The following is a 25,212-nucleotide window of genomic DNA, read 5'->3' as shown; positions in this document are numbered from 1 at the left end:
TCACTCCTCCTCTGATTGGGGGTCGGATTGGGCCACCTTGCCCGGTTCCTCGATTCCGTAACGCTCGATCTTGGCGCGCAGGCCCACCCGGCTCAGGTCCAGCTCCTGCGCCGCGCGGCTCTTGTTCCATTTCAGCCGCGTCAGGGTCTCGCGCAGGATACGCGCCTCGACCTCTTCCACCCGGTCCTTGAGCGTGCCACGCCCCGCCAGCACCGCATCCAGCGCCAGATCAGGCCGCGCTCCCGGTGCCGCCTGCAGGATATGCCGCGAAATCAGCTCCGGCCCCAGCAGGCTGTCTTGCGAAAAGATCAACATCCGCGTGATCTCGTTTTCCAATTCGCGCAGATTGCCGGGCCAGTCATAGCCCGCCAGAAACCGGATCGCATCCTCCGACAGACCATGCACCGGCTTGCCATGCGCCGCCGCCGCCTCGAACAAGAGGCTTTGCGCAAGAATGCCCAGGTCCCCAGGCCGCTCGCGCAGTGGCGGCACCTCAAGCGTGGTGCGCGCCAGCGCATGATAGAGATCGGCGCGAAACCGCCCCTCTGCCACCTCGGCGCGCAAATCACGATCCGCCCCTCCCAATAGACGCAGAATCGACCCGTTGCGTCTCATGGCTGCCGAGCGGGCGAAATGCCCCCTCGCGCGCCACGCGCAAGAGCGCCAGTTGCATCCGCGGGCTCAGCCCCGCCAGACCATTGAGGAACAGCGTCCCCCGATCCGCCTTTTGCAAGAGCCCCACCTTGCCGGTCTGAAGCCCGGCAATCGCCCCGCGCCGCGCGCCGAAGAGCTCAAGCTCCAGAATATCATCCTCGACCCCGGTGCAGTCGATTTCCTGAAACGGCCGATCCGCCCGCAAAGAGCCGTAATGCATCGCCCGCGCCAGCGCCGCCTTGCCGGTGCCCGCCTCGCCGGTGATCAAGACCGGCACATCGAAACTCGCATATTGCCGCGCCTGCGCGATCACGGCGTTGAGCGGCGAATTGGGCGCGCGCAGCACCTTTTCAAAGCCCAGCCCCTCGCGCAGCGCCCGGCGCTGCTGCTCCAGCTTGCTTTCGACATTGCGCGCCAGATAGCGCATCTCAAGCGACATCCGCTCATGCTCGCGGCTCAGGCGAAAGAGGTCGGCGGCATTCTTGGCGGTCATCAGCAGATGATCGGGATGCCAGGGCTTGGTGACGAACTGATAGATGCCCGCCTCGTTGATCGCCGCGATCATGTCATTGGTTTCAGTAAAGCCAGTGATGATGATCCGCACCGCCTCGGGCCAGCGGTCGCGCACCTCGGTCAGGAACGCCACGCCAGAGCGCCCCGGCATGCGCTGATCGCAGAAAATCACCTGCACATCATGCTCGGCCATCAACCGTGTGGCTTCCTCGGCGTCACCGGCCGTCAGGCACTCGAATTCGTCCTCCAGCGCCATCCGCATGGCATTGAGCGAATGCGCCTCGTCATCGACCAGCAAGAGTGTGGGCAGCACCGCCATCTTCTACTCCGCCGCCGCGCGGTTGGCTTTCTGCGCGAGCCTGCTTTGCAACCACCCCAGCCAGCGGTCCATCCCCTCGCCGGTGCGCGCCGAGACGCGGATCACCTCCAGCCCCGGATTGACGCGGGTCAGATTGGCCTCGTAGAGGTCCAGATCGACATCGCAATGGGGGGCCAGATCGACCTTGTTCAGCAGCGCCAGTCGCGCGGCGGTGAACATATCGGGATATTTCAACGGCTTGTCCTCGCCTTCGGTCACGCTCAGGATCGCAACCTTGCAATCCTCGCCCAGATCAAAGGCCGCAGGACAGACCAGATTGCCGACATTCTCGATAAAGAGCAACGAGGCGGGCGCGATGTCGAGATGCTCCATCGCGTGGCCCACCATGTGCCCATCCAGATGACAGCCCTTGCCGGTGTTGACCTGCACCGCCTGCGCGCCGGTGGCGCGGATGCGGTCGGCATCGTTGGCGGTCTGCTGATCGCCCTCGATCACCGCCAGGGGCTGCGCGTCCAAGGCTTCGATAGTGCGGCAGAGAAGCGTGGTCTTGCCCGATCCCGGCGAGGAAACAAGGTTGACCGCAAAGGCGCCCAATTCGGCTAGCCGCGCCCGGTTCGCCGCGGCATAGCGGTCATTCTTGGCCAGAATATCGGTCTCGATCTCGATCAACCGCGCCTGAGACATCCCCGCCACCTCGACCCCGGCAGGACCCTGGCCGAAATGCAGATCGCCATGGCCATGCCCGTGATCGTGGTGGTGGTGATGGTGCTCATGCCCATGATGCCCCTCGACCGATCCTGTCCCGCATCCGCAAACCGTGCACATCAGATCACCTCCATATCCTTGATCCGCATTTCATCGCCCCCCACCGGCATCAGCCGCCCGCCACCACAGAGCGGACAGGGCGACAGCCGCTCGGCAATCTCGACCTCGGCCACGCAATCGTAGCACATGGCCCGACCGGCTAGGTCGATCATCTCCAATTGCGCCCCTTCCGCGACGCTGCCGCGCATCACGACATCAAAGGCAAACTCCAACGCCGGTTTCTCGATACAGGCAAAGCGCCCGATCTCGACCCGCAGCACCTTGACGCGGGCAAAGTCATGCGCCCGCGCTTGATCCTCGATCACCCGGCGCATCCCCTCGACCAGCGACATCTCATGCATGATGGCCCCCCTCCAGCGTGACCGGTGCGCAAGGATCGAGCAGATCGACCAAGAGCCTCGCCTCAGCATGCTTCGCGCGTGGCAGGCTGGCAAGCGCCTGCGCCATGATCCCGCCATCAGCCATCAGGTGATCCGTCGGCGTGACCCGGCAGAGGTCCCGCACCCGGCCCGCCTCGACCTCGGCCCGCACCGCATAAAGGCCCCGCGCGGCGGGCACGATCGCGACGCCCTCCGGGGTCAGGTGCGGCACGGGCAAATTACCTTGCTCCGCGGCCTTTAAATCCAGCACCCGCGCCACCACCCGCCAGAGCGGCCCACGCCCATAGTGCCTCTCGACATGGAGCATCACCGGATGCGCCAGATGCCGTGCGGCGATGGAATTCTCCTGCGCGGTCAGGGTCAGGCTTCGCTCCGGCGTCACCTCCGGCAAAACGCCGCAAACGCCCTCGCCCGGTGCAAACCGCGCCGCCACCGCGCGCAAGAGCGGTGCAATCCCGGCCTCGCCCCGCATGTAGCGCGAAAACCCCTCCGCATCGTCCGGAAATTCCCCGCCCAGCGCCGCCTGTCCAGCCTGCACCGGCAGACCCAGCCGCACCGGCCAGACCACGCTCAACTTCAGCGCATGTTCGCGTGCAATCTCGGCTGCCAGCGCGCCGGTCTCGATCCTCTCCAGCCCCAGCGCCATCCGCAGCGCCACCGTCTGCGCCACCCGGCACAGGTTGAAAAGACGCGGCAACAGGTCGGCCACCTCCTCTACCGCGCGCCCCTCGACCAGACGCGCCAGCGGCAAGGACGGTGCAGGCACCGCACGCAAGCCGCTCACATCCCGGTCAAGGTCCAGCATCGCCTCAGCCCTCGCTGGCCAGACCGGCGGAAATCACCTGCCGCCGCGTCGGGGCCTCGGGCAATGCCGGCGGCACCTCGAGCGCCGCAATCTCGGCCTCGCGTGCCGCGCGAATATCGGCAGCGCGGTCGGTCTCGGCGCGGTGTTCGTCCTGAAAGAGCGCCACCATCACCGCCCGCGCCACATCGACCGCCTGCGCCTGGCTGCGAAATTCGCCCATCGGCGAAAAGAGCGAGCAGGCCTTGTAGCCCCCCACCATCTCGCGGACATTATGGATGAATTCATACTCGCCCGAGGCAAAGCCGATCACCTCCTTGGCCCCCGGCACAAGTGCCGACCAATCCTCGCCCTCGGCGGGCAATTGCACAAGGTTCATGAACCACGGGCTGATGAGCACCCCAAGCGGCCGCGCCTCGTGCATCTGAAATCCCACCGCCTGCACATGCAAGAGCTTGTTCACAATCGGCACGTCGCGCATCTTGCCATGCCAAACTTCGGTGAAATCCGTGACCAGCGCATGTGTCTTGGCCCCGATCATCGCCGCCTCGGCCAAGGCGCCGTGGCCAGGGTCCTCGCCCACCAGGAATTGCTCCTTGGGCGCATCACAATTGGGGCATTTCCAATCCTCGGGCAGCGCCACAAAGGGCGTGCCTGCCTCGATCTGGCGCGTGTCGTCACCCTCCGCCGGGTCATAGGGCGTCCAGCAGATCTTGCATTCCATGATCGCCTGCGGGCTGATCTTGTCATTGGCCCCCAGATACGACCCCTCGAACCCGCTCATCGAATGGCCTCCAGCACTTCGAGAATCCGCGCGCCGCTGTCTCCCAGGTCCTCGGGTGCGGCCAGCGCCACCTCGGGCATGACCGTCACCTCGAACGTGTCGAGAATGAGCACATCCATCGAATTGTAGAACCGCACCCGCCAGACATGCGGCAACGCCGTCGCGGTGATGCGGCAATTGCCATAGCCCCGCGAGAGAATATCGACCGATCCCTGGCCAAACTGCGCCTCCAGCCACTCCAGATCCGCCTCGGTATGCGGCAAAAGCGTGAGGTTGATCACATGCACCTCGGTCCCCGGCGTGAACCGCGCCGATTTATCCTGCAGTTCGACCAAGAGCGGCGGCGCGTTCACCACCTGCGCGCTGCGCGGCACCTCACGCCCGGCCCGGCGCGGCACAAAGGCGCGGCTCAGCGCCTGTGCAGGCACCGCCCCGACCTCGATGGCATCGACGCCCGCGCCCTTCAGGCCCCAAACCCCGGCAAAGACACTCTCCTGAACCGCAATCGCCGGAATGTCGTGGATCTTGATCGCCACCTCTCCGGCCCCCATCGTCTCGGCAATCAGCGCGCGATTGGCGGCATCCAAACCCGACAGATCAAACCGCCGATGGCCCCCGACGCGGCCGCACACCTCGGCGGCACGGGCAATCTCGCCCAAGAGATCCAGCGCGGGCATCAGGCGCTCGTCCACCTCGACCTCGGGCAGATGCGGGGAATAGGCGCGCATGTCCTGCGGCATCGGCAGATATTCCAGCGCCGCGCCCTCCTCGCCCAAGGGCTGCGATCCGGGGCCAAATCCGGTGGGGGGCAGGTGAAAATTGCTGACCATGTGATGCCCTCCTCAGGCGGCGTTGCTGCGGGTCAGGATCTGCGTGATCCGGGCCATGTATTCATCCCAATCGCGCACCTTGGGCAGTGCGCCGATCACTTCGCCCGCACGATAGAAAATCAGGCTCGGCGTTTTCAGCACGCGGGTCGCCTCGCGCACTTCCGCCTCGATGGCCTCATCCACCACGGCGCAATCGAACCGCCCCTGAAAGGCCATGCGCAATTCGGGCAGGATCACCGCCACATCGGCGCTCTCCAGATTGCGCGCGGGATCACCGGGGATAAACAGCACATGCACCCCCTCGCGCGCGACAAAGGCGGTCATGTCGTCGTGGCTCTCCAGACAGGGCCAGCCCAATTCGGCACTCAGCCGGTCAATCAACGGATGCGTCATGGCGTTCCCTCTCTCATGCGGTGGTCTTGCCCGCGACGCGGGCGGCTTCCAAATGCGACGGCAGGGCAGGCGCGCGCGCCTCGAGATCGGCAAAGGCATCGCCCATGCCGCCCCCCGCCATGATGGATTTGAGCGCGCGCACGGCGGCCGCGATCTTGACCGCCTCGCCCGCCTCCAACACCTCGCGCGCCGCGCCCAGATGGGTCAGAACCCATGTGCCGGGGGCCAAAGGCCCTGTCAGCGTCAGATCAATCAGCGCCTCGCTCTCGCCATCCGTGGCGCGCGCGGCGATTCCGTCGACTGACAGAACCTGCATGGGAATCCCCACACACATCGCTCAGCCCTCACCGGGAAAGAAACGCGCATCGCCCACGCGACAGGCAACATCGGCGCTCGGGCGGCCCGCTTCATAGGCGTCCTGCCGGATCGACGGATCGGCCAGATAGGTGGCATCGCTCACACCGGGGCGCATCTCGACACCCCAGTCGCGCAGCCGCGCCAGCGCCACCTCGATCGCGGGATCAATCTGCGCCGCCACGACATCGCGCAGCCCCCCGCCGTAATCCTCCAACTCCTCGGGCTGACAGCCGATCAGCAACAGGTGCTCGGGGCAATAGCCCATCAATTGCGCCGTCGCGATCACATCCTGAAAGCCGGTCTGATGCAGGCTCATCTTTTTCGCACCCATAAAGGCGGGCACGGCCTCGTCCTCGACGATCTTCATCGTGCCGGGGGGCAGGCCGTAGTCCACCGCATCGAACACGATCAGCCGATCCGCGGCCTCGAGAAACGGCAAGAGGTAGAGCCCCTGCGTGCCGCCATCCAGCACCGTCACGCCCGGCCCAAAGGACCAGCGCGCCGCCAACCGCTCGACACAGCGCACGCCAAAGCCCTCATCAGCCCAGAGCACATTACCGATGCCCAGTATCAGCACGCTCGGTTGCATGACCCCTCCTCCATGCCAAAGCCTTCCTTGCGCTCAGAATGGCCGCGACCGCATGCCAAAGAACACCAAAATCCGCTCCTCATGGGCTTATAAAAAGTGAATTAAAAACAGAGGATTAGCACCCAGGATCGCGCCAATATGCAAAGTTACTTTCCATTATAACACCAAATCGAACACAAATCATCCAAATGAAAAAAGCGGGCCGAAAGCCCGCTTTTCTGAGTCTCTCTCCAGTGGTGATCCGCTTTTCAGTCCGGCAGATCATCCTTGAAGGTGCGCGTGCCCGAAATCATCGTCGAAACGATGGATTGACGGCTCATGATATCCTCGCGGATCGCCACATAGATATGCACGATCATGAAAATCACGATCCACCACATCCCCAGATGATGATAGGTATGCACCAGATGCGGGTTGTTACCGAAGAGCGTGAATACCCAACCAAAGAGCGCATAAAGCCCGCTTTGCTTGCCCAGCCCCTCGGAGTAGAGCGCCAGCCCCGTGACGATCATGAAACTCACCCCCAGCGTGATGAAACAGAACATCGCCAGTTGTGCGAGCGGGTTGTGGCCCACGTATTTCTTGGGGGCACGTTCCAGAAACAGATACCAGCGCACCTCGAAAAACACCTCGCGCCACCAGGACCCGCGCCAGATCGGCACATAGAACAATTGCCGCGCATGGTGATTGCCGAAGATCGCCCAATACATCCGCCCGAGAAAGCCGATCGCCAATATCCACCCCGCCGCGAAATGCGCGAACCGGATATAGCCAAAGACAAACTGATGCGTGGCTTCGGCAATCTGCATCGACGGCGGCGGCGAGCCGATGAAATAGCCCGTCACGCACAGGATCAAAATCGCCAGCGCATTGATCCAGTGCCAGAGCCGCACCGGCACTTCGTAGACGTAAACGCTCGTCTGTCGGCTGACTGTGGCGAGATCGCTCTCGTCCACGTCATGCAGCCCGCTCTCGCTCGTGCTCATGGCAGGCCCCCCTCATTCCCGGCGACGCGCGACGCGCCAGACCGCCAGCCCACCCAGCACCGCCGCCAATAGGATCAGCCCCGGCGCATGCACAGGTGCCGCCAGCCAATGCGCCAGCCCCTCTTGCGGCAGGCTCAGATCATGGCCCCCATGCGCAAGGGCGGCCCCCGCGCCAGCCAGATAGATCGTGATCGCGTATTTCATAGCCCTGCCCTCCCTTGGCTCAACGGACCTTGACGGTGGTCAACTCGGCACCCTCTTCCGACATCACATGCGTCGAACAGGCGAGGCACGGATCGAAACTGTGCAGCGTGCGCAGAATTTCGACCGGCTCGTCAGGGCGCTCCATCGGCGTATTCATCAACGACGCCTCAAAGGCCCCGATATTGCCCGCCGTGTCGCGCGGACTGCCGTTCCAGGTGGTCGGCACCACGCATTGATAGTTCTCGATGCGGCCATCCTTGATCTTGATCCAATGGCCAAGCGCGCCGCGCGGGGCCTCGGTCATGCCCACGCCCTTGGCCTCCTTGGGCCATGTGCTCGGGTCCCATTTCGCGATATTGGCGGTGCTTTCATCGCCGTTCTTGATGTTCTGCACCAGCTTGTCGAAGAAATGCTTTTGAAGCCGCCCGCAATATTCCGATTCAAGCGCCCGCGCGGCCGTCCGCCCGAGGGTCGAGAAAATCGCCTCGAACGGCGCATCGAGCGCCCGCAAGAGTCCATCCACCTGATTGCGAATGTCCTCGTGGCCCTGCGCATAGCCCACGACATAGCGCGCCAGCGGCCCCACCTCCATCGCGTGCCCACGCCAGCGCGGCGCCTTGATCCAGCTGTATTTCGCCGCCTCGTCGATCTGCTCGATATTGGTGCGCGTGCCCTTGGCATTGGGCCCCAGCTCGTAATTGGCCTGGGTTTCCCCATCCCAGGGATGCAGCCCCTTGCCCGCCTCGCCATAGCGATACCAGCTGTGATCGACGAATTCCTGAATCTGTTCCGGATCACGCACATCGACCTCGTGCACCTCGTTGAGGTTGCCATTGATGATGGCCCCCCGCGGCAGATGCAGGTTGGCGGGGGTGAAGTCATTGGGATTCTCGGGAAAATCCCCATAGGCCATGACCGATTTGCCCGACAGCCCGCCACCATGCAGCCAGCCCTTGTAGAACCCGCCAATGGCGATCACATCGGGCAGATAGACGTTGCGATTGAACTCGTTGCACATGTCGATGATGGAACTGACCATGTTCAGCCGCTCCATGTTGATCGCGCCCACCGCGCCCGTGGAATGGACGTTGATCGGGCACGGCACACCCCCCACCAACCAGTTGGGATGCGGGTTCTTGCCGCCAAAGATGGTGTGAACCTTGACGATCTCCTTTTGCAGGTCGAGCGCCTCAAGGTAATGCGTCGTCGCCATCAGATCCGCCTCGGGCGGCAAGAGGTAGGCGGGATTGTCCCAATAGCCGTTCTTGAACAGGCCCAGCTGCCCGCTCTCCACAAACTTTTTCAACCGGTTCTGAACATCGCGGAAATAGCCGGGCGAAGACAGCGGATGCGACGGGCTCACGGCCTGTTGCAACTCGCTCGTCGCCTTGGGATCGGCCCGCAGCGCGTTGATCGGATTGACCCAGTCGAGGGCGTGCAGGTGATAGAAATGCACCACGTGGTCGTGAATTTCCAGGTTCAACTGCATGATATTGCGGATGGAATTGGCATTGTCCGGGATCGTGATGCCCAGCGCATCCTCAACCGCGCGCACCGATGTCAGCGCATGCGTGCCGGTGCACACCCCACAAATCCGCTCGGTAAAGGCCCAGGCGTCGCGCGGATCGCGGCCCTTGAGGATCACCTCCAGCCCGCGCCACATGGTGCCGGTCGAGACCGCGTTGCGGATCACGCCCTGCTCATCCACATTCACTTCGCAGCGCATATGCCCTTCGATCCGCGTGACCGGATCCACCACGATGCGGCGGCCGGTATTGTCGAGGTCAAAGCCGTTTGGGGTTACAGTCATGGCTTATGCCTCCTCTTTGCTGGTTTGTGTCTGGGTCTTCTTCTGCGCGGCCTTCAGCGCCGACACGGCGGCATGAACCGCCACAGCGCCCCCCACCACACCGGCGGCGGCCATGCCCACCTTGTCGGCATTGGCCTCAACCCCGAACTGCGTCAGATCCGTCACCCGGTTATAGAAACTGCCCTGATCCCAGAACCCATCCTCGGAACAGCCGATACAGCCATGACCCGATTGAATGGGAAAGCTCACGCCCTCATTCCAGCGCACGGTGGAACAGGCGTTATAGGTGGTCGGCCCCTTGCACCCCATCTTGTAGAGGCAATAGCCCTTGCGCGCGTTCTCATCATCCCAGGCCTCGACGAACTGGCCTGCATCGAAATGCGGCCGACGATAGCACTTGTCATGAATACGCTGACCGTAGAACATCGCCGGCCGCCCCTGCCGGTCCAGCTCCGGCAGGCGGTCAAAGGTGAGCATATAAGTGATGACCCCGGTCATCACCTCGGCAATCGGTGGACATCCCGGCACCTTGATGATCGGCTTGTCGGTGATGACCTTGTGCACGGGCGTGGCCTGCGTCGGGTTGGGCTTGGCGGCCTGCACACAGCCATAGGACGCACACGCGCCCCAGGAGATGATCGCCTTGGCATCCTTCGCCGCATGGCGCAGCTTTTCGACAAAGGGCTTGCCGCCGGTGATGCAGAACATCCCATCCTCGTTGAGCGGCGGATTGCCCTCGACAGCCAGAATGTAATTGCCCCGGTATTTCGCGATGGTCTCTTCAAAGGCCGCCTCGGCCGCATGCCCCGCCGCCGCCATGAGCGTGTCGTCATAATCAAGGCTGATCATCGACAGCACGACATCCTTGGCCAAAGGATGCGCCGAGCGGATGAAACTTTCCGAACAGCAGGTGCATTCCAGCCCATGCACCCAAATGACCGGCGTGCGCGGCTTGGTCTCCATCGCATGTGCGATACGCGGCACCATCGCCGGGCTCAGCCCCAAGGCTGCGGCGGTCAAAGAGCAGTATTTCATGAAACTGCGCCGGGTGATCCCCTGCCTGCGCATCACATCATAAAAGGTTTCGATCTGGCTCACGGCTGGTCCTCCCTCGATGTCCCCCTTGGGATGCATGCGTATACATCCCCTCACGGGCCATCAGACCAAGCCGCATAGCGCCTGTCCAAGAAAAGGCGACTCTCTCACCGGGATAATAATTTGAAACGAAATCATGGGCTTGTCCGCCCCTGATGCAGAGGTCGCGTTGCTAAACCGGCCAGTCGCTAACCGCCCCCACGCCGCAACCGGTCAGCCGCTTACCGCCCGCGCCGCCGCAACCACCGCCTGCCCCAGCGCCAGACCGCCATCATTGGCCGGCGTGCGCCGATGGATCAGCACCGGCAAATCCCCCAGCGCCACGACGGTCATCTCCAGCAACAGCGCATTCTGGAAACACCCCCCCGACAGCGCCACGGCACGCGCCTCGCCCCGCTCCACCAGCGCCCGCGCGCGGCGCGCAAAGCCCTGCGCCAGCCCGGCATGAAACCGCGCCGCCATCACCTCGGGCGCAACCCCTACCGCACGGTCCTGCGCCCAAGCCTGCCAGAGCGGGGCAGTCTCGATCACGCCCTCAACGCCCCCCAGCGGATAGGCCACCCCATCGGGGCGCGCCCGCGCCTCCAGCGCCATCGCCGCCTCGCCCTCATAAGTTTGCGCGCCTTCAAATCCCAGAACCGCCGCAAAGGCATCAAAAAGCCGACCCGCCGATGAGGTCAGCGGCGCATTCACCCCCGCCCGCACCGCCTGCCGCAACAACGCCAGCGGCTGTGCGCCAAACATCTCATCCGCCAACGGCCCCAACCTCGCCGCATCAAGCTGCGCCAGCGCATTGCGCCATGGCTCGCGGCTTGCCATGTCGCCCCCGGGCATTGCGACCGGGCTCAGCCAGCCGCGCCGCTCAAACCCAAGATAGTCGCCCAAGAGCAGCTCACCGCCCCAGATCGTGCCATCGGGGCCAAGCCCCACCCCGTCCAGCACGATCCCCGCCACCGGACCGCTGTCCAGCGGCCAGCCATTCTCGACCATGCAGGCAGCCATATGCGCGTGATGATGCTGCACCTCGATGACCGGCAGGCCGCGCCCATGGGCGGCTTGCGTCGCCCGGTAGCCAAGATGCGGATCGCAGGCCACCACCTCCGGCGCATGATCGAAAAGGGCTGCATAATCCGCATCCGCCGCCAGAAACGCCTCCCATGTCAGCGCCTCGTCCAACTCGCCCAAGTGATGCCCCAAAAGCGCCTGACCGTTCTTCAAGAGACAGATGGCCGCCTTCATCTGCCCGCCATAGGCCAGAACCTGCGGCGCGGTCTCGAACCCTTCGGGCAAGGGCAGCGTGCCCGGTACCCGCCCCCGCGCCCGGCGCAAGACCATCGGCGGAGCGGCGCGCTCCACGCTGTCATCCAGCCGTCGCGCAATCTCGCGGTCATGCATCAGGAAGGCATCGGCAAAGGCCCTCAGCTTGTCGCGCGCCTCGGCATTCCCGATCACCTGCGGCTCGCCTGACAGATTGCCAGATGTCATCACCAGAGGTCCGCCAAATTCCGCGATCAAGAGGTGATGCAACGGCGTATAGGGCAGCATCCAGCCCAGCACCGCCTGCCCCGGCGCCACCTCTTCCGGCAGCACCTCTGCGACCTTCTGCAAGAGAACAATCGGCGCCGCCGGGTCGCGCAAGAGCGCCGCCTCGGCCTCGGACACCGCACAGGTGGCACCGATCATCGCCAGCGTGCCCATCATCGCAAAGGGTTTCGCAGGCCGCCGCTTGCGCGCGCGCAAGAGCGCCACCGCACGGGCATTGCCCGCATCACAGGCCAGATGAAACCCGCCCAGCCCCTTGACGGCAACGATCCCCCCTGACCGCAGCACCGCCACCGCCCCCACGATGGCATCCCCGGCCCCAGGTTCCAGCCAGAGACGCGGGCCACAGTCCGGACAGGCCACGGGCTGCGCATGAAAGCGGCGGTCGCCGGGGTTCTCATACTCGGCCCGGCAGGCGGCACACATCGGAAACGCCGCCATCGTCGTGCGCGCCCGGTCATAGGGCAACCCCTGCAGGATGGTGAATCTCGGCCCGCAATGGGTGCAATTGGTGAACGCATAGCCCTGCCTGCGCCCCGGCGCGAACACCTCCGCCACGCAGTCCGGGCAACTCGCGGCATCCGGCGTCACCCGTGTCTCGGCACCAACACCGCGACTCTCGGCAATCTCGAATCCCTCGGGCAGATCGAACACCGCCCCCTCATGCGTCACCGCATCGACCCGCGCCAGAACCGGCGCACGCGCGGGGATCGCCGCCACGAAGGCCGCCAGACCGTCGCCCGCCGCCTCGATCAACACCCCTTCAGGGTCGTTGAACACCCGTCCCCGCAGCCCCATGCTGCGCGCCAATTGCCAGATATAGGGGCGAAATCCCACCCCCTGGACCTGCCCCCGCACCCGGATACGCCAGCCTTCATCCATACCCCGGCCTTTCATCTGGCCTCAAATACCTCGGGGGGGTCGCGCCATCGGCGCGACGGGGGCAGCGCCCCCAACCTTCCCCGCTCAATGCACCGCTCAATGCACCGTGCAGACCATGCAGGGGTCGAAACTGCGCACGATATGCTGCACCGCAATCGGTGTGTCCTCCCCCGGCTGCACCTCGGCCCCGACCAGCGCCGCCTCGAGCGGCCCCGGCACGCCGCCCGCATCGCGCGGGCTGAAATTCCACGTGGTTGGCGCGATGATCTGCCAGGATGCAATGCGCCCTTTCTCGATCCGGCACCAATGGCCCAAGGCCCCGCGCGCCGCCTCGACCAAACCTTCCCCTACCCCGTCGCGCGGCGCGGTCCAATCGGCCATGAAACGCGCTGCGGGGTCAATCCCCGCCAGCATCGCCTCCATCACCAATTGCGTGCGCGCAATCTCCAAGAGGCGCCCCACGATCCGCGCCCGCACGCTGCCTTCACTTGCAAGCGCGCGCGCGAGCGGATGCCCATCCACTACCTGCCGCGCAAGCGCACCGGTCTCATAGCCCAAGCCCCCCAGGCGCGGGGCCTTGCACCAGCTATAGCCGGGATCGCGCATCGCCTCATCGGGCACCGTCTGCCCCTTGTCGGGATGCGCCGCCTCGCCCAGCATCCAGGCATGGCTCAGGTCCTCGGCGATCAACGCGGGATCAAACACACCCAGCGCCCCTTCGGCCCAGATGCCGCGCGCAAAAACCGGCCCCGCCGCCGTCGGATAGGCCCCATAGGACAGATAGCGCCCCGCACCGCGCCCCATCAAGGCCAGATCGAGATCGGCAGCAATCTCCAGAAAGAGCGCCACATCGCCCGTGCCCCACGCCTCAAGCGCCGCCACACTCTCCAGCGCGACGAACGCCTCCAGCGGCGCGCCGAACATCTCGTCTTCCAGATAGGCGCGGAACGCCCGCAAACTGGCCTGCATCCGCAGTTTGTCGCGTAAGGACGGCGCGCGCGTCACCCCGCCGGGCTGGATGGCCAGCGTATGCGGCCACTTGCCCCCCAGCATCCCCACGATATGCAACAGCCGCGCCCGCGCCTCCAATGCGCCATGCAGCGCCGAGCCTTGCATCGCCGTGAACCGCGCCACCGCGCGACCATGCCAGCGCCGACCCGCATAGGTGCCCCGCGCAAAATCCGGCATGAAAAAGAGGTTGAAATGCGTCATGTGATCGGCCTGATTTTCGACCATGTGCAAGAGCGCCGCCACCTTCTCACCCTCTGGGGCCGGCACAATACCGCCCGCCTGCGCCAAGGCCCGCGCCGCCGCCGCCGATTGGCTGATGGAACATATCCCGCAAATGCGCGGCGTGATGGTCAGCGCGTCCATCGCCCCCTTGCCCAAGAGCATCCGCTCGAACCCGCGAAAGAGCGGCGAATTGACATAGGCCGCCCGCACCCGGCCCTCCGCCACATCCAGCCGGATTTCGAGATCCCCCTCGACCCGGTTGAACGGCCCCACCAGAAGCTGTGTGTCGCTCATGGCTTGGGCTTCTTGAGGCTGGGGGGCACGGTGATCCGGTCGGCCACCGCATTGCGCGCAATGCGCGGCGGTGTCGCGGCCTTGGACAGACTCGCCAGCGCCATGAACCACGCCTTCGGCATATCCGAGGGCAGGCCCACCGGGATGCCCGCGAATTTCGGCGTCTCGGCATAGCCGTGTCCCGGCTCCTCGAATTCGGGGGCGGTGCAGTTGATGCAAGGGTATCCTGCGCGCGTGCAACTGCCCTCGCCATTCCAGCTGCGAATATTGCAATCCCCCACCGCCTGCGTGCCCACGCAGCCCAGATGCTCCATCATACAGCCCATCTCCGACAGATGCGTGGCACTCGCCTTGTATTCGTAGAACTCGTTCTTGGGACAGGCGTGATGCACCAGATGATCGGCATAGAACCTAGGCCGCCCGTAGCCATCCAGCATCTCTTCGCGCATCTCACCCGCCGCCAGCATCAGAAGCGTCTCCGTCACCCAATCGGGATGGGTCGGGCAGCCCGCCACATTGATCACCGGCAGGCCCGAACGCGACCGGAAATCGGCCGCCAGCGCGCCGCCGGGCAGCGCCCCGTCATATTGCACCCCCACCGCATCGGCGGGATTTTCGCCCGCAGAGGTCACGCCGCCATAGGTGGCGCAGGTGCCCACCGCCACCACATGGCCCGCGCGCGGTGCCAGATCGCGCACCCAATCGAGCATCGACCGACCGGTGCCCGCCAGCATGTGAAACCGCCCGGTGCCATTGGGCCCGCGCAGGATCGACCCCTCGACACAGAGAATATCGAGCGCCTGACGATCCTCGCGTATCTCCTCCAACATGCGCCGCACCGGCGCGCCCGTGGCCTCGCTCAGAGTCGGATGCCAGAGGAATTCCAACCCCGCCCCCGCCAGCAGCGCCAGCACATTGGGGTCTTCGGCACACAAGAGCGACATGGTGCAGCCCCCGCAGCCCCCCGATTGCAGCCAGAGAATATTCATGCCGCCCCCCCGCGAGGCAGGCTCAGGCGGAAACACGCCCCCGGCCCGGCCCACTCGACCAGTTCCAGCGTGCCGCCATGTTCCTCGACAATCTTGTGCGAGATCGACAGGCCCAGCCCCGTGCCCTTGCCCACCTCCTTGGTGGTGTAGAACGGATCGAAAATAGCCTGTGCCTCCGCCGCCGCAATCCCCGGCCCCGTGTCGCAGATATCCAGCACCGCGCGCGCGCCCTCATAGCGCAGATCAAGCCGCAGCGCCGGGTCCGCCATGCCCTCCATTGCATCCACCGCGTTTTGCACGAGGTTCATCAACACTTGCTGGATATGCCCCGGCCGCCCCCGCACCAAACAGGGCGCCTCCCCCATATAGCTGGTCCGCAGCTCGGATTTGGCACCGCGCTCGATCCAGTTGACCGCGACGCGCGCGGTCTCGAGCAGATCGAAATCGGTCATCTCTCCCGCGCCATCCGCCGACAGTCGCCGCAGATCCTCGACAATGTCGCGCACCCGCTCGGCCCCGTCGCGCGCGCCCTGCACCACATGGGCCAGATTCCTGAGGTTGCGATCCAGCTTCAACGCCTCGCGCAGCGCCACCAGTTCCTCTCGGCTCGCCCCCGCCTGCACCCGCTCGAAATAGGTCTCGAACGTGGCAAGGTATTTCTCCAGCGTATGCGTATTGGCGTAGACAAAGCTGATCGGATTGTTCAACTCATGCGCCACCCCGGCCAGCAACCGGCCCAGTGAGGCCATCTTTTCATTACGCACCAATTGCCCTTGGGTCTGTTTCAGCGCCTCATGGCTGCGCTCCAACTCGGCATAGGCACGCTTGAGCGCCCCCAGTGGCCGCCCGGTCAGCACGACACCCGTGCTCTTGCGGCGGCGGTCCAATTGCGGCGCGATGCTGAATTCCACCGGCTCCAGCCCATCGGGTGTCACGAGATCGGCGTTTTGTGTATGGGTGCGGCGCAGCGCGACCGTTTCGGCCATGGCGGCGCTCAGCCCCCCGGTATCGGCCTCCGCCACGAAATCGCGCAACGGCCGCCCCACCAGATCGGCCACCTCGATCCCCACCAGCGTGCAGAACGACGCGCTCGCATCGGCAATCGTGCCGTGTTTATCGGCCACCACCAGATAATCGCTGATCGACACCATGATCGACGACAGGAAATGCCGCAGATTTGTCAGCTCCGCATTGCGGCTCTCGAGCTGCTCCTGGTAATCGACCAGTTCGGCATAGGTCCGGTCCATGGCGCGCAGCACATCGACCCAGGTCTGGTCGCCCACATCCTTGCGCAGATCGTCGATTCCCATGCCAGACCGCCTCCGGGCCAAGACGCCTCAGTGCGCCTTGGCCAAGCCTAAAACCAATCTGCGAAAAACAAAAGCACCGCGCAGGGGGGACCGGAATTTTGAAAAAATTCCGCCCCGGAAAATTTTCAATTTTCCGTCCCCGCCGCGCGCCCGCTTACTTGAGGATCGAACGCCCCGCGTAAATCGCGGTCTCGCCCAGCATTTCCTCGATGCGGATCAACTGGTTGTATTTCGCCAGCCGGTCCGACCGCGCAAGGCTGCCGGTCTTGATCTGCCCGCAGTTGGTGGCCACCGCCAGATCGGCGATGGTGGCGTCCTCGGTCTCGCCCGAACGGTGCGACATCACATTGGTCATGCGCGCGCGATGCGCCATGTCAACCGCTTGCAGCGTTTCGGTCAGCGTCCCGATCTGGTTGACCTTGACCAGCATCGAATTCCCGCACCCGCGCTCGATCCCCATCGCCAGACGCGCGGGGTTGGTCACGAACAGGTCATCGCCCACCAGTTGCACCTTGTCGCCCAGCGCCTCGGTCAGCGCGCGCCACCCCTCCCAATCGTCCTCAGCCATGCCGTCCTCGATCGAGATGATCGGATAGTCCGCCACCAACGCTTGCAAATATGCAACATTTTCAGCGCTGCTCAGGCTCAATCCTTCGCCAGAAATTTCATATTTGCCATCTTTGTAATATTCGGTCGCCGCGCAATCGAGGCCAAGGTATATCTCTTCGCCAGGGCGATAGCCCGCCTTCTCGATGGACTTCAGAATGAAATCCAGCGCGTCGCGCGTGCTCGAAAGGTTCGGGGCAAAGCCGCCCTCATCGCCGACGCCGGTTGCCAGACCTGCCGCCGACAGCTCCTTTTTCAGCGTGTGGAACACCTCAGACCCCATGCGCACGGCATCGCGGATATTCTCCGCCGCCACCGGCAGGATCATGAATTCCTGAATGTCGATGGGGTTGTCGGCATGCTCGCCGCCATTGATGATATTCATCATCGGCACCGGCAACACCCGCGCCGAGGTGCCCCCCACATAACGATAGAGCGGCTGACCCGAATAATCCGCCGCCGCCTTGGCGCAGGCAAGGCTCACGCCGAGGATCGCATTGGCCCCCAGACGGCTCTTGTTGGGCGTGCCGTCCAGCTCGATCATCGCCATGTCGAGCGAGACCTGTTCCGTCGCATCCATGCCGGCCAACGCCTCGGCAATCTCGCCATTGACGGCGGCCACAGCCTCCAGCACGCCCTTGCCCAGATAGCGCGTCTTGTCGCCATCGCGCCGCTCGACCGCCTCATGCGCGCCCGTGGATGCCCCCGACGGCACCGCCGCGCGGCCCATGGTGCCATCCTCCAGCGTGACATCGACCTCAACCGTGGGATTGCCCCGGCTGTCCAGAATTTCGCGGGCGTGAATGTCGATGATGCTGCTCATGGGCGGGAATCCTCTGATGGAATGAACTCGCGCCTGCCTTAGCAAGTTTTCCGCGCTTTGCAAACGCGGCACAGATCACGCAACCGCAGCAAGACCGCGCTACTCCGCCGCCTGCGCCGCTGTCTCGGCTTCGATTTCCGCCGCCCGCCGCTCGACCTGTTCGACGATGTGGTCGATCATCTGGGCATTGTCCATCCTATGGCTCTGCTTTCCCGCGAGATAGACCATGCCATTGCCTGCCCCACCGCCGGTAAAGCCGACATCGGTCATCAGCGCCTCTCCGGGGCCATTCACCACGCAGCCGATGATGCTCAGGCTCATTGGCGTCTTGATATGTTCCAGCCGCTTTTCCAGCGCTTCGACCGTCTTGATCACGTCAAACCCCTGCCGCGCGCAGGACGGGCAAGAGATGATATTCACCCCGCGATGCCGCAGGCCCAGCGATTTCAGGATCTCATAGCCCACCTTGACCTCTTCCACCGGATCGGCGCTCAGGCTCACCCGGATCGTATCGCCGATCCCCATCCACAAGAGGTTGCCCAGACCGATCGCGCTCTTGATCGTGCCAGACATGAGGCCGCCCGCCTCGGTGATCCCCAGATGGATCGGCGCGTCCGTGGCCTCGGCCAATTGTTGATAGGCGGCGGCGGCCATGAACACATCCGACGCTTTCACACTGATCTTGAACTCGTGGAAATCATTGTCCTGTAGAATACGGATATGCTCCAAACCGCTCTCGACCATCGCATCGGGACACGGCTCGCCGTATTTATCCAGCAAATGCTTTTCCAATGACCCGGCATTGACGCCAATCCGCATCGAACAGCCATGATCCCGCGCCGCGGCAATCACCTCGCGCACCCGCTTTTCATCGCCGATATTACCCGGATTGATCCGCAGGCACGCGGCCCCCGCCTCCGCCGCCTCGATTCCGCGCCGATAGTGAAAATGAATGTCGGCCACGATAGGCACCGGGCTTTCGCGCACAATGTCTTTCAACGCCTTGGCACTGGCCTCATCCGGCACCGAAACGCGGACAATATCCGCCCCCGCCTCTGCCGCCGCCTGCACCTGTGCCACCGTGCCCGCCACATCCGTGGTCAGCGTGTTGGTCATGGTCTGAACCGTGATGGGCGCATCGCCCCCCACGGGCACATTGCCCACCATGATCTGACGGGACTTGCGGCGATAGATATTGCGCCACGGGCGGATATGATTGAGCGACATCGCGTCTGACCTCGTTGGTCTGAAGGTGACTGTTCCCCGCACGATAAACCGTGCCGGAGTTCACGGCAATCGCGTGTCGCTTATTGTTGCGGGACAGCCTCAGGCGCGATCTCGGCCTCGGCGACATAGCGCATCAGGTCCTGATCGGCCTCTATATCTGCCAGCGCATACCGCCCGGTCAAATCCTCCGCCGTCAGCGCCAACCCCGAGGTCACAGCCCCCCGCGTGCCCGCAGGCCCGTAATGCTGACCGTTGACCGCGAAATAGATCGCCCCCGATTCGCCCACGCGCAGCGTCGGCGGTTCTTCCGTGGCCGGCACAGGATAGCTATCGCCCGCGTTCAGAATACCCTCGAAAATCACGCTGCCATCGGCGGCACGGACCCGCACCCAAGCGGGACGCACTGCGACCACCTGCACCTCGGCCATGGCTCCTGCCACCACCTGCGGCCGGTTCGGGCCCGGTGCGTCAAATTCCTGCGCCTCGCGCAGCGCCAGCGCGATACCGCTGTCGCGATCCGCTTCCGGTGCGACCGGGCTCAGCGTGCCCACTTCCCGCGGGTCCAGCGTGGAAATCGGCGCATCCCGCGCCACCATCACCGGCACATCCAGCGCCTTGGGGCGGTAAAGCCTGCTCAACCGCTCGTCGCGCGGCGGCTGAAAGACGCCCGATGCGGCATCTTCGCCCGCGTCCGTCTCTGCCGCCGTGGCCCCGCTCAGCGGATCCAGATCGGCCAGCACCACCGGCGTATTTTCCACCGGCGCAAGCTGCACCTGCTGCACCTGTCGCAACACGCTCCACCCGCCATAGCCAATCGCCCCGATGAGCGCGACCAGCACCAGCGCCGATCCGATCGCCCCCGGCTCGATCCGCGACAGGAAACTCTCCGAGGCGGGCAGGAATGGCGTATTGGGCGACATCAGCGGATCCTGCATCGCCGCCTTGCGCGGCTTGACCGGGCCCGCCTTGCGGATCGACGACGCCTCAGCCGACATGCCATGCGCGATAGAGAATCCGGATTCCTCGCAAAACACCTTGAACGCCTGATCCGGGTCCATCCCCAGATAGCGCGCATAGGACCGGACATAGCCAGGAATGAAACCAGGGGTATCAAAGGCAGACGGATCACAATTCTCGATCGCGGCCACGTAATTGGCTTTGATCCGCAGCTCTCGTTCCACATCCAGTAGGGATTTGCCAAGCGTCGCGCGCTCGCCGCGCATCAAATCGCCAAGGCGCAATTCGAAGGCGTCAAAGCCACGGGCTTCAACCTCTTCAACTTCGGCCTTCCGCGAAAATCGCCGCCCGATCATGCGCCCCTGCCTCTCGAGTGTCTTGCCCAGCTGCCCGAATGTCCCGATTCGAACTCTGAACTTTTCTTTATCAGACGTTAACACAAGGCAAGGTATAATGCACGCGCAGAGGGATCAGCCCGCCATTTCGGCGCGATTCAGCGCACAATGGCTCCACAGCTCATCCATCGCGCGCACCAGCGCATCCATCTCCTTGGGCCCATGTACCGGCGAGGGGGTAAAGCGCAGCCGCTCGGTGCCGCGCGGCACGGTCGGGAAATTGATCGGCTGCACATAGATGCCATAGCCCTCGAGCAGCATGTCGCTCAGCTTCTTGGTATGCACAGGGTCGCCCACGATCACCGGCACGATATGGCTGCCATGGTCGATCATCGGAAGGCCCATGCCCTTGAGGCGCGTCTTGAGGATTTTCGCCTGCGTCTGATGCGCATCGCGCAGCTTTTGCCCCTCGGCCGTCTTGAGGAACGCGACCGAGGCCGTGGCCCCCGCCGCCAGCGCCGGGGCCAGCGAAGTCGAGAAAATGAAACCGGGCGCATAAGAGCGTACCGCGTCGCACATCTTGGCCGAGGCCGCGATATAGCCGCCCATCACGCCATAGGCCTTGGCCAGCGTGCCGTTGATGATATCCAGACGATGCATCAAGCGGTCCCGCTCGCAAATCCCGGCCCCGCGCGCGCCATACATGCCCACCGCATGGACCTCGTCGATATAGGTCAGCGCGCCAAATTCGTCCGCCAGATCGCAAATCGCCTCGATGGGGCCGAAATCCCCGTCCATCGAATAGACGCTTTCGAAGGCGATCAGCTTGGGCGCGGCAGGATCATCCGCCGCCAGCAACTCGCGCAGATGCTCTACATCGTTATGCCGGAAAATCCGCTTGGCGCCCCCGTTGCGGCGCACGCCCTCGATCATGCTGGCATGGTTCAGCGCATCGGAATAGATGATCAGCCCCGGAAAGAGCTTGGGCAGCGTGCTCAGCGTTGCGTCATTGGCGATATAGGCCGAGGTAAAGAGCAGCGCCGCTTCCTTGCCATGCAGATCGGCCAATTCCGCCTCAAGCCGCTTGTGATAGACCGTGGTGCCGGAAATGTTGCGCGTGCCGCCCGATCCCGCGCCCGTGGCGTCAATCGCCTCATGCATTGCGCTCAGGACAACCGGATGCTGGCCCATTCCCAGGTAATCATTGCCACACCAAACCGTGATCGGTTGCTCCGCGCCACCCGGCTTGCGCCATACTGCATGGGGGAAATTGCCGTTCTTCCGCTCGATGTCGATAAAGGTGCGATAGCGACCTTCCTGATGCAAACGGTCGATCGCCTGATCCAGCTTGGCTTCGTAATCCACTGGCGTTTCCTTCCTGATCGTCACCGAGCGACGGGGCCAGCCGCCTTTCGGGTCTTGGGCGGCAAGTCGCGCCACCTATTCAATATTTGGAATGGATATAAAATACATTCCTCTCACGCAACAGGTTACAAATTGACGCTGCCCCTCTCCTTGACTTGGGTCAAGTGACTGGACAGCCCCGATTGGCCTGATACCCTCAGTCGCAACAATACTCAAACCCAAAGGCCCGCCATGTCGCTTTCCGCCGTTCTCTCCCGCATCGACGACCAATTGCCCGCCGCCCTCGACCGGCTGACCGGGCTCTTGCGCATTCCCTCGATCTCGACCGATCCCGCCTATGCGGGCGATTGCGAGGCCGCCGCAGATTGGCTCGTCGCAGACCTGCAAACCCTTGGCGTCACGGCAGAAAAGCGCGCAACACCGGGCCGCCCCATGGTCGTGGGGCATATCGACGGACCAACGGATGCCACTGGGCCGCACCTGCTTTTCTATGGGCATTACGATGTGCAGCCTGTCGATCCTCTGGCGCTCTGGCATACCGATCCCTTCAACCCCGAGATTCAGGACACGTCGCACGGAAAAGTGATCCGCGCGCGCGGTGCCTCCGACGACAAGGGCCAGCTCATGACCTTTATCGAGGCTTGCCGCGCCTATCGCGACGTGACCGGCGCGCTTCCCTGCCGCATCACCTTCTTCTTCGAGGGTGAAGAGGAATCAGGCTCGCCCTCGCTCATCCCCTTCATGCGCGACAACGCCGCCGAACTTTCCGCCGACTTGGCCCTGATCTGCGATACCTCCATGGTGGCCCCCGGCGTGCCCTCTATCGCCTCGCAACTGCGCGGCATGCTCAAGGATGAGTTCACCATAACCGGCCCGCGCATCGACCTGCACTCGGGCCATTATGGCGGCCCTGCCCTCAACCCCCTGCGCGAAATCTCGCGCCTCATCGCCTCCTTTCACGACGAGACCGGCCGCGTCGCCGTCGAAGGCTTCTATGAGGGCGTCCATGAGGTGCCCGCCGACCTGCTGCGCCAATGGGAAAACTGCGGCTTTGACGAAGACGATTACCTGTCGTCCGTGGGCATGACCCGCGCCCATGGCGAGGCGGGCTACTCCGCCCTCGTCCAGCAATGGGCGCGCCCCACGCTGGAAATCAACGGCCTTTGGGGGGGCTATCAAGGGGCCGGCACAAAAACCGTGATCCCGTCAGAGGCCCATTGCAAACTGACCTGCCGGCTGGTGGGCGACATGGACCCCGACGCTTTGCGCAAGAAGGTCCGCAAACACGTCGAGGACCGTCTCTCGCCCGATGCGAAGATCACCTGGAATCAGGATCTCGACGGCTCGCCCGCGGCCGTGATGAACATCAACCGCCCCGAATTCGAGGCCGCCCGTCAGGCGCTCTCGGACGAATGGAACCGCGAGGCGGTCTTTACCGGCATGGGCGGCTCCATCCCGATTGCGGGATTTTTCAAAGAGATCCTCGGCCTCGACGCCATGCTCATCGGCTTTGCCCAAGAGGATGACGCCATCCACTCGCCGAATGAGAAATACAATGTGCAGAGCTTTCACAAAGGCATCCGAAGCTGGGCACGGGTTCTGGACGCGCTCGCCAAGTGACCGGGCTGGCACCTAGATCCCCTTGGCCCCAATCGCCCCGCGCGGAATCAAGGGCGAAGCCCGCCGCGCGGATCGCTGGGCCGTCCCGCGGCCTAGCGATTTGAGAGGGAGTGCTTCTCTGAGGGGGTATACGGACTTGGCAAGCATAAAGAGGCAGCCATTTCCGTAGCTTCGCTAGTCCCCGGCCCAGCGACCGCGCGGTTCAACGTTTCGGGCTAACGTCCATTCTCGACCAAACGTCCCCTTACGCGCCCTGCGCCTGATACACCGCCCCCACCTCGGCCCGGATGATCCGTGCGATCTGCGCGCAATCTTCCAGGCTAAAGGTCAGTGGCAGACGCATATCGACAATCCCGCGCAGGATGCGGTCGCTCGCGGGCATCGGCGCAGACGGCGCATAGCGCCAACTGTCATAGCGGCTGGTAAAGCCCACCGGCTCTGCCCCGCCAAACCATTTCAACTCCACCCCGCGCGACAGGCACCGCTTCAACACCTCGGCAATCCGCCCCCCGTCCCAGTCCAGCAACAAAAACTGAATGGACGAGCCGACATAGCGCTCCGCCTCGGCGCGCTCCACCACCGTCAACCCCGGCGTGCCGCGCAAGCCCTCCTCGACCACGCGGTAGCGCGCATTCCACTTTTCGCACTGCCCCTCCAGCGCCCGCAACTGCGGCCGCAGAATCGCCGCGCGCAGATGGTCCATCCGCCCCGAAACATTGGGCGTGTCATATTTGACCCGCTCGAACACCTCTGCAGGCGGCACCGTGCCATGCCGCGCATAGAGCATGTAGGAGCCCGACAGGATCACCGCCCGCGCCATCACCTCGTCATCGTCGGTGATCAGGAACCCGCCCTCGCCGGAATTCATATGCTTGTAGGTCTGGGTGGAATAACACCCGATCTTGCCCCAGCGCCCCGAAGGGATACCGCGCCACGCCGCCCCCATCGTATGCGCGCAATCCTCGATCACCGTGACACCGGCCGCGTCACAAATCGCCATCAGCGCATCCATATCCGCCAGATGCCCGCGCATATGGCTCAGCATCAGCACCTTGGCCTCGCCCACCTTGGCCGCCAGGTCCTCCAGATCAATCGTCAGCGCCTCGGTGACACCCACAAAGACCGGCACCGCCCCCACACTGGCAATCGAGCCGGGCACAGGGGCAAGCGTAAAGGCATTGGTCAGCACCTTGTCGCCCGGCCCCACTCCCAGCGCGCGCAGCGCCGTGGCCATGGCATAGCCGCCCGATGTCACGGCCAAGGCATAGCGCGCGCCAGTATAGGCCGCGAATTCGCGTTCGAGGGCGGCCACCTCGCCCGCCTCCTCGCCCACAAGGTTATACCGATGCAACCGGCCCGACCGCAGCACGTCGAGCGCCGCCGCGATTCCCTCTTCGGGGATCGGCTCCTGTTGCGTGAAATTGCCTGTGAATCTCTCTGTCATGCCCTTGTTGTGGGGCGCACCCGGCCTTGCGTCAATGGCTTTGC

General features: G+C 64.1%; 22 protein-coding genes and 1 pseudogene. 1 reads left to right on the top strand and 22 read right to left on the bottom strand.

Features of this window, described 5'->3' with window-relative positions:
- The 21 genes and pseudogenes from ROSMUC_RS02710 to hemA all read right to left on the bottom strand — a co-directional run bounded on the left by ROSMUC_RS02710 (window position 1) and on the right by hemA (window position 22,104).
- A pseudogene (locus ROSMUC_RS02710) lies at window positions 1–1,486 on the bottom strand (sigma-54-dependent transcriptional regulator).
- 3 nt (window positions 1,487–1,489) lie between these two features.
- Entirely contained in the window at window positions 1,490–2,311 is an 822-nt protein-coding gene (gene hypB / locus ROSMUC_RS02705) for a hydrogenase nickel incorporation protein HypB (RefSeq protein WP_037269241.1), read from the bottom strand.
- Window positions 2,311–2,652, bottom strand: coding sequence for a hydrogenase maturation nickel metallochaperone HypA (gene hypA, locus ROSMUC_RS02700; protein ID WP_037269238.1), 342 nt, complete (start codon window positions 2,650–2,652; stop codon window positions 2,311–2,313). Before hypA ends, hypB begins: the two co-directional genes overlap by 1 nt.
- Window positions 2,645–3,496 (bottom strand): hypothetical protein, encoded by an 852-nt coding sequence (locus tag ROSMUC_RS02695; RefSeq protein WP_037269235.1) that lies wholly within the window; start codon window positions 3,494–3,496, stop codon window positions 2,645–2,647. Before ROSMUC_RS02695 ends, hypA begins: the two co-directional genes overlap by 8 nt.
- A gap of 4 nt (window positions 3,497–3,500) precedes the next feature.
- Window positions 3,501–4,277, bottom strand: coding sequence for a [NiFe]-hydrogenase assembly chaperone HybE (gene hybE / locus ROSMUC_RS02690; RefSeq protein ID WP_037269233.1), 777 nt, complete (start codon window positions 4,275–4,277; stop codon window positions 3,501–3,503).
- Complete coding sequence (locus ROSMUC_RS02685; RefSeq protein ID WP_037269231.1) at window positions 4,274–5,107, bottom strand: hydrogenase expression/formation protein; 834 nt, start codon at window positions 5,105–5,107, stop codon at window positions 4,274–4,276. The genes hybE and ROSMUC_RS02685 overlap by 4 nt, the downstream gene beginning before the upstream one ends.
- 12 nt (window positions 5,108–5,119) lie before the next feature.
- A complete protein-coding gene (locus ROSMUC_RS02680) occupies window positions 5,120–5,500 on the bottom strand; it encodes a thioredoxin domain-containing protein (protein WP_037269230.1) in 381 nt (126 codons plus the stop codon).
- Between the two features lie 13 nt (window positions 5,501–5,513).
- Window positions 5,514–5,834 carry a HypC/HybG/HupF family hydrogenase formation chaperone gene (locus tag ROSMUC_RS02675; RefSeq protein WP_037269227.1) on the bottom strand — a complete coding sequence of 107 codons (321 nt, stop codon included), beginning with the start codon at window positions 5,832–5,834 and terminating at the stop codon, window positions 5,514–5,516.
- Between the two features lie 3 nt (window positions 5,835–5,837).
- On the bottom strand, window positions 5,838–6,446 hold the full coding sequence (locus ROSMUC_RS02670; RefSeq protein ID WP_037269225.1) for a HyaD/HybD family hydrogenase maturation endopeptidase: 609 nt from the start codon (window positions 6,444–6,446) through the stop codon (window positions 5,838–5,840).
- 248 nt (window positions 6,447–6,694) lie between these two features.
- Complete coding sequence (gene cybH / locus ROSMUC_RS02665; protein WP_052115232.1) at window positions 6,695–7,432, bottom strand: Ni/Fe-hydrogenase, b-type cytochrome subunit; 738 nt, start codon at window positions 7,430–7,432, stop codon at window positions 6,695–6,697.
- A gap of 12 nt (window positions 7,433–7,444) precedes the next feature.
- Entirely contained in the window at window positions 7,445–7,636 is a 192-nt protein-coding gene (locus tag ROSMUC_RS02660) for a hypothetical protein (protein WP_037269223.1), read from the bottom strand.
- 19 nt (window positions 7,637–7,655) lie between these two features.
- The gene (locus tag ROSMUC_RS02655; RefSeq protein ID WP_037269221.1) at window positions 7,656–9,446 is read right to left on the bottom strand and encodes a nickel-dependent hydrogenase large subunit; all 1,791 of its coding nucleotides are present in this window, start codon (window positions 9,444–9,446) and stop codon (window positions 7,656–7,658) included.
- 3 nt (window positions 9,447–9,449) lie between these two features.
- Window positions 9,450–10,544 carry a hydrogenase small subunit gene (locus ROSMUC_RS02650; RefSeq protein ID WP_037269870.1) on the bottom strand — a complete coding sequence of 365 codons (1,095 nt, stop codon included), beginning with the start codon at window positions 10,542–10,544 and terminating at the stop codon, window positions 9,450–9,452.
- A gap of 210 nt (window positions 10,545–10,754) precedes the next feature.
- Window positions 10,755–12,965, bottom strand: coding sequence for a carbamoyltransferase HypF (gene hypF / locus ROSMUC_RS02645; RefSeq protein ID WP_037269218.1), 2,211 nt, complete (start codon window positions 12,963–12,965; stop codon window positions 10,755–10,757).
- A 96-nt stretch (window positions 12,966–13,061) separates the two neighbouring features.
- Window positions 13,062–14,492 carry a nickel-dependent hydrogenase large subunit gene (locus tag ROSMUC_RS02640; protein ID WP_037269217.1) on the bottom strand — a complete coding sequence of 477 codons (1,431 nt, stop codon included), beginning with the start codon at window positions 14,490–14,492 and terminating at the stop codon, window positions 13,062–13,064.
- Window positions 14,489–15,481 (bottom strand): NADH-quinone oxidoreductase subunit B family protein, encoded by a 993-nt coding sequence (locus tag ROSMUC_RS02635; protein ID WP_037269214.1) that lies wholly within the window; start codon window positions 15,479–15,481, stop codon window positions 14,489–14,491. The genes ROSMUC_RS02640 and ROSMUC_RS02635 overlap by 4 nt, the downstream gene beginning before the upstream one ends.
- Window positions 15,478–16,791, bottom strand: a complete 1,314-nt coding sequence (locus ROSMUC_RS02630; RefSeq protein WP_052115231.1) for a PAS domain-containing sensor histidine kinase — start codon at window positions 16,789–16,791, stop codon at window positions 15,478–15,480. The genes ROSMUC_RS02635 and ROSMUC_RS02630 overlap by 4 nt, the downstream gene beginning before the upstream one ends.
- A 154-nt stretch (window positions 16,792–16,945) precedes the next feature.
- On the bottom strand, window positions 16,946–18,220 hold the full coding sequence (eno, locus tag ROSMUC_RS02625; protein ID WP_037269212.1) for a phosphopyruvate hydratase: 1,275 nt from the start codon (window positions 18,218–18,220) through the stop codon (window positions 16,946–16,948).
- 99 nt (window positions 18,221–18,319) lie between these two features.
- Window positions 18,320–19,447, bottom strand: coding sequence for a flavodoxin-dependent (E)-4-hydroxy-3-methylbut-2-enyl-diphosphate synthase (gene ispG / locus ROSMUC_RS02620; protein ID WP_037269209.1), 1,128 nt, complete (start codon window positions 19,445–19,447; stop codon window positions 18,320–18,322).
- A gap of 80 nt (window positions 19,448–19,527) precedes the next feature.
- A complete protein-coding gene (locus tag ROSMUC_RS02615) occupies window positions 19,528–20,760 on the bottom strand; it encodes a helix-turn-helix domain-containing protein (RefSeq protein ID WP_037269208.1) in 1,233 nt (410 codons plus the stop codon).
- Between the two features lie 114 nt (window positions 20,761–20,874).
- Window positions 20,875–22,104 (bottom strand): 5-aminolevulinate synthase, encoded by a 1,230-nt coding sequence (gene hemA, locus ROSMUC_RS02610; RefSeq protein WP_037269866.1) that lies wholly within the window; start codon window positions 22,102–22,104, stop codon window positions 20,875–20,877.
- 231 nt (window positions 22,105–22,335) lie between these two features.
- Between hemA and ROSMUC_RS02605 the strand changes: the two genes are divergently transcribed.
- Window positions 22,336–23,724 (top strand): M20/M25/M40 family metallo-hydrolase, encoded by a 1,389-nt coding sequence (locus tag ROSMUC_RS02605; protein WP_037269206.1) that lies wholly within the window; start codon window positions 22,336–22,338, stop codon window positions 23,722–23,724.
- Window positions 23,725–23,968: 244 nt separating this feature from the next.
- Here ROSMUC_RS02605 and ROSMUC_RS02600 read toward each other — a convergent pair whose 3' ends face one another.
- Window positions 23,969–25,168 (bottom strand): DegT/DnrJ/EryC1/StrS family aminotransferase, encoded by a 1,200-nt coding sequence (locus ROSMUC_RS02600; RefSeq protein WP_037269205.1) that lies wholly within the window; start codon window positions 25,166–25,168, stop codon window positions 23,969–23,971.
- Window positions 25,169–25,212 lie beyond the last annotated feature (44 nt).

The organism is Roseovarius mucosus DSM 17069 (assembly GCF_000768555.3).
Classification (GTDB): domain Bacteria; phylum Pseudomonadota; class Alphaproteobacteria; order Rhodobacterales; family Rhodobacteraceae; genus Roseovarius; species Roseovarius mucosus.
Note: the sequence above shows the minus strand (reverse complement) of the source record. Positions and strands in the feature narration are given on the sequence as shown.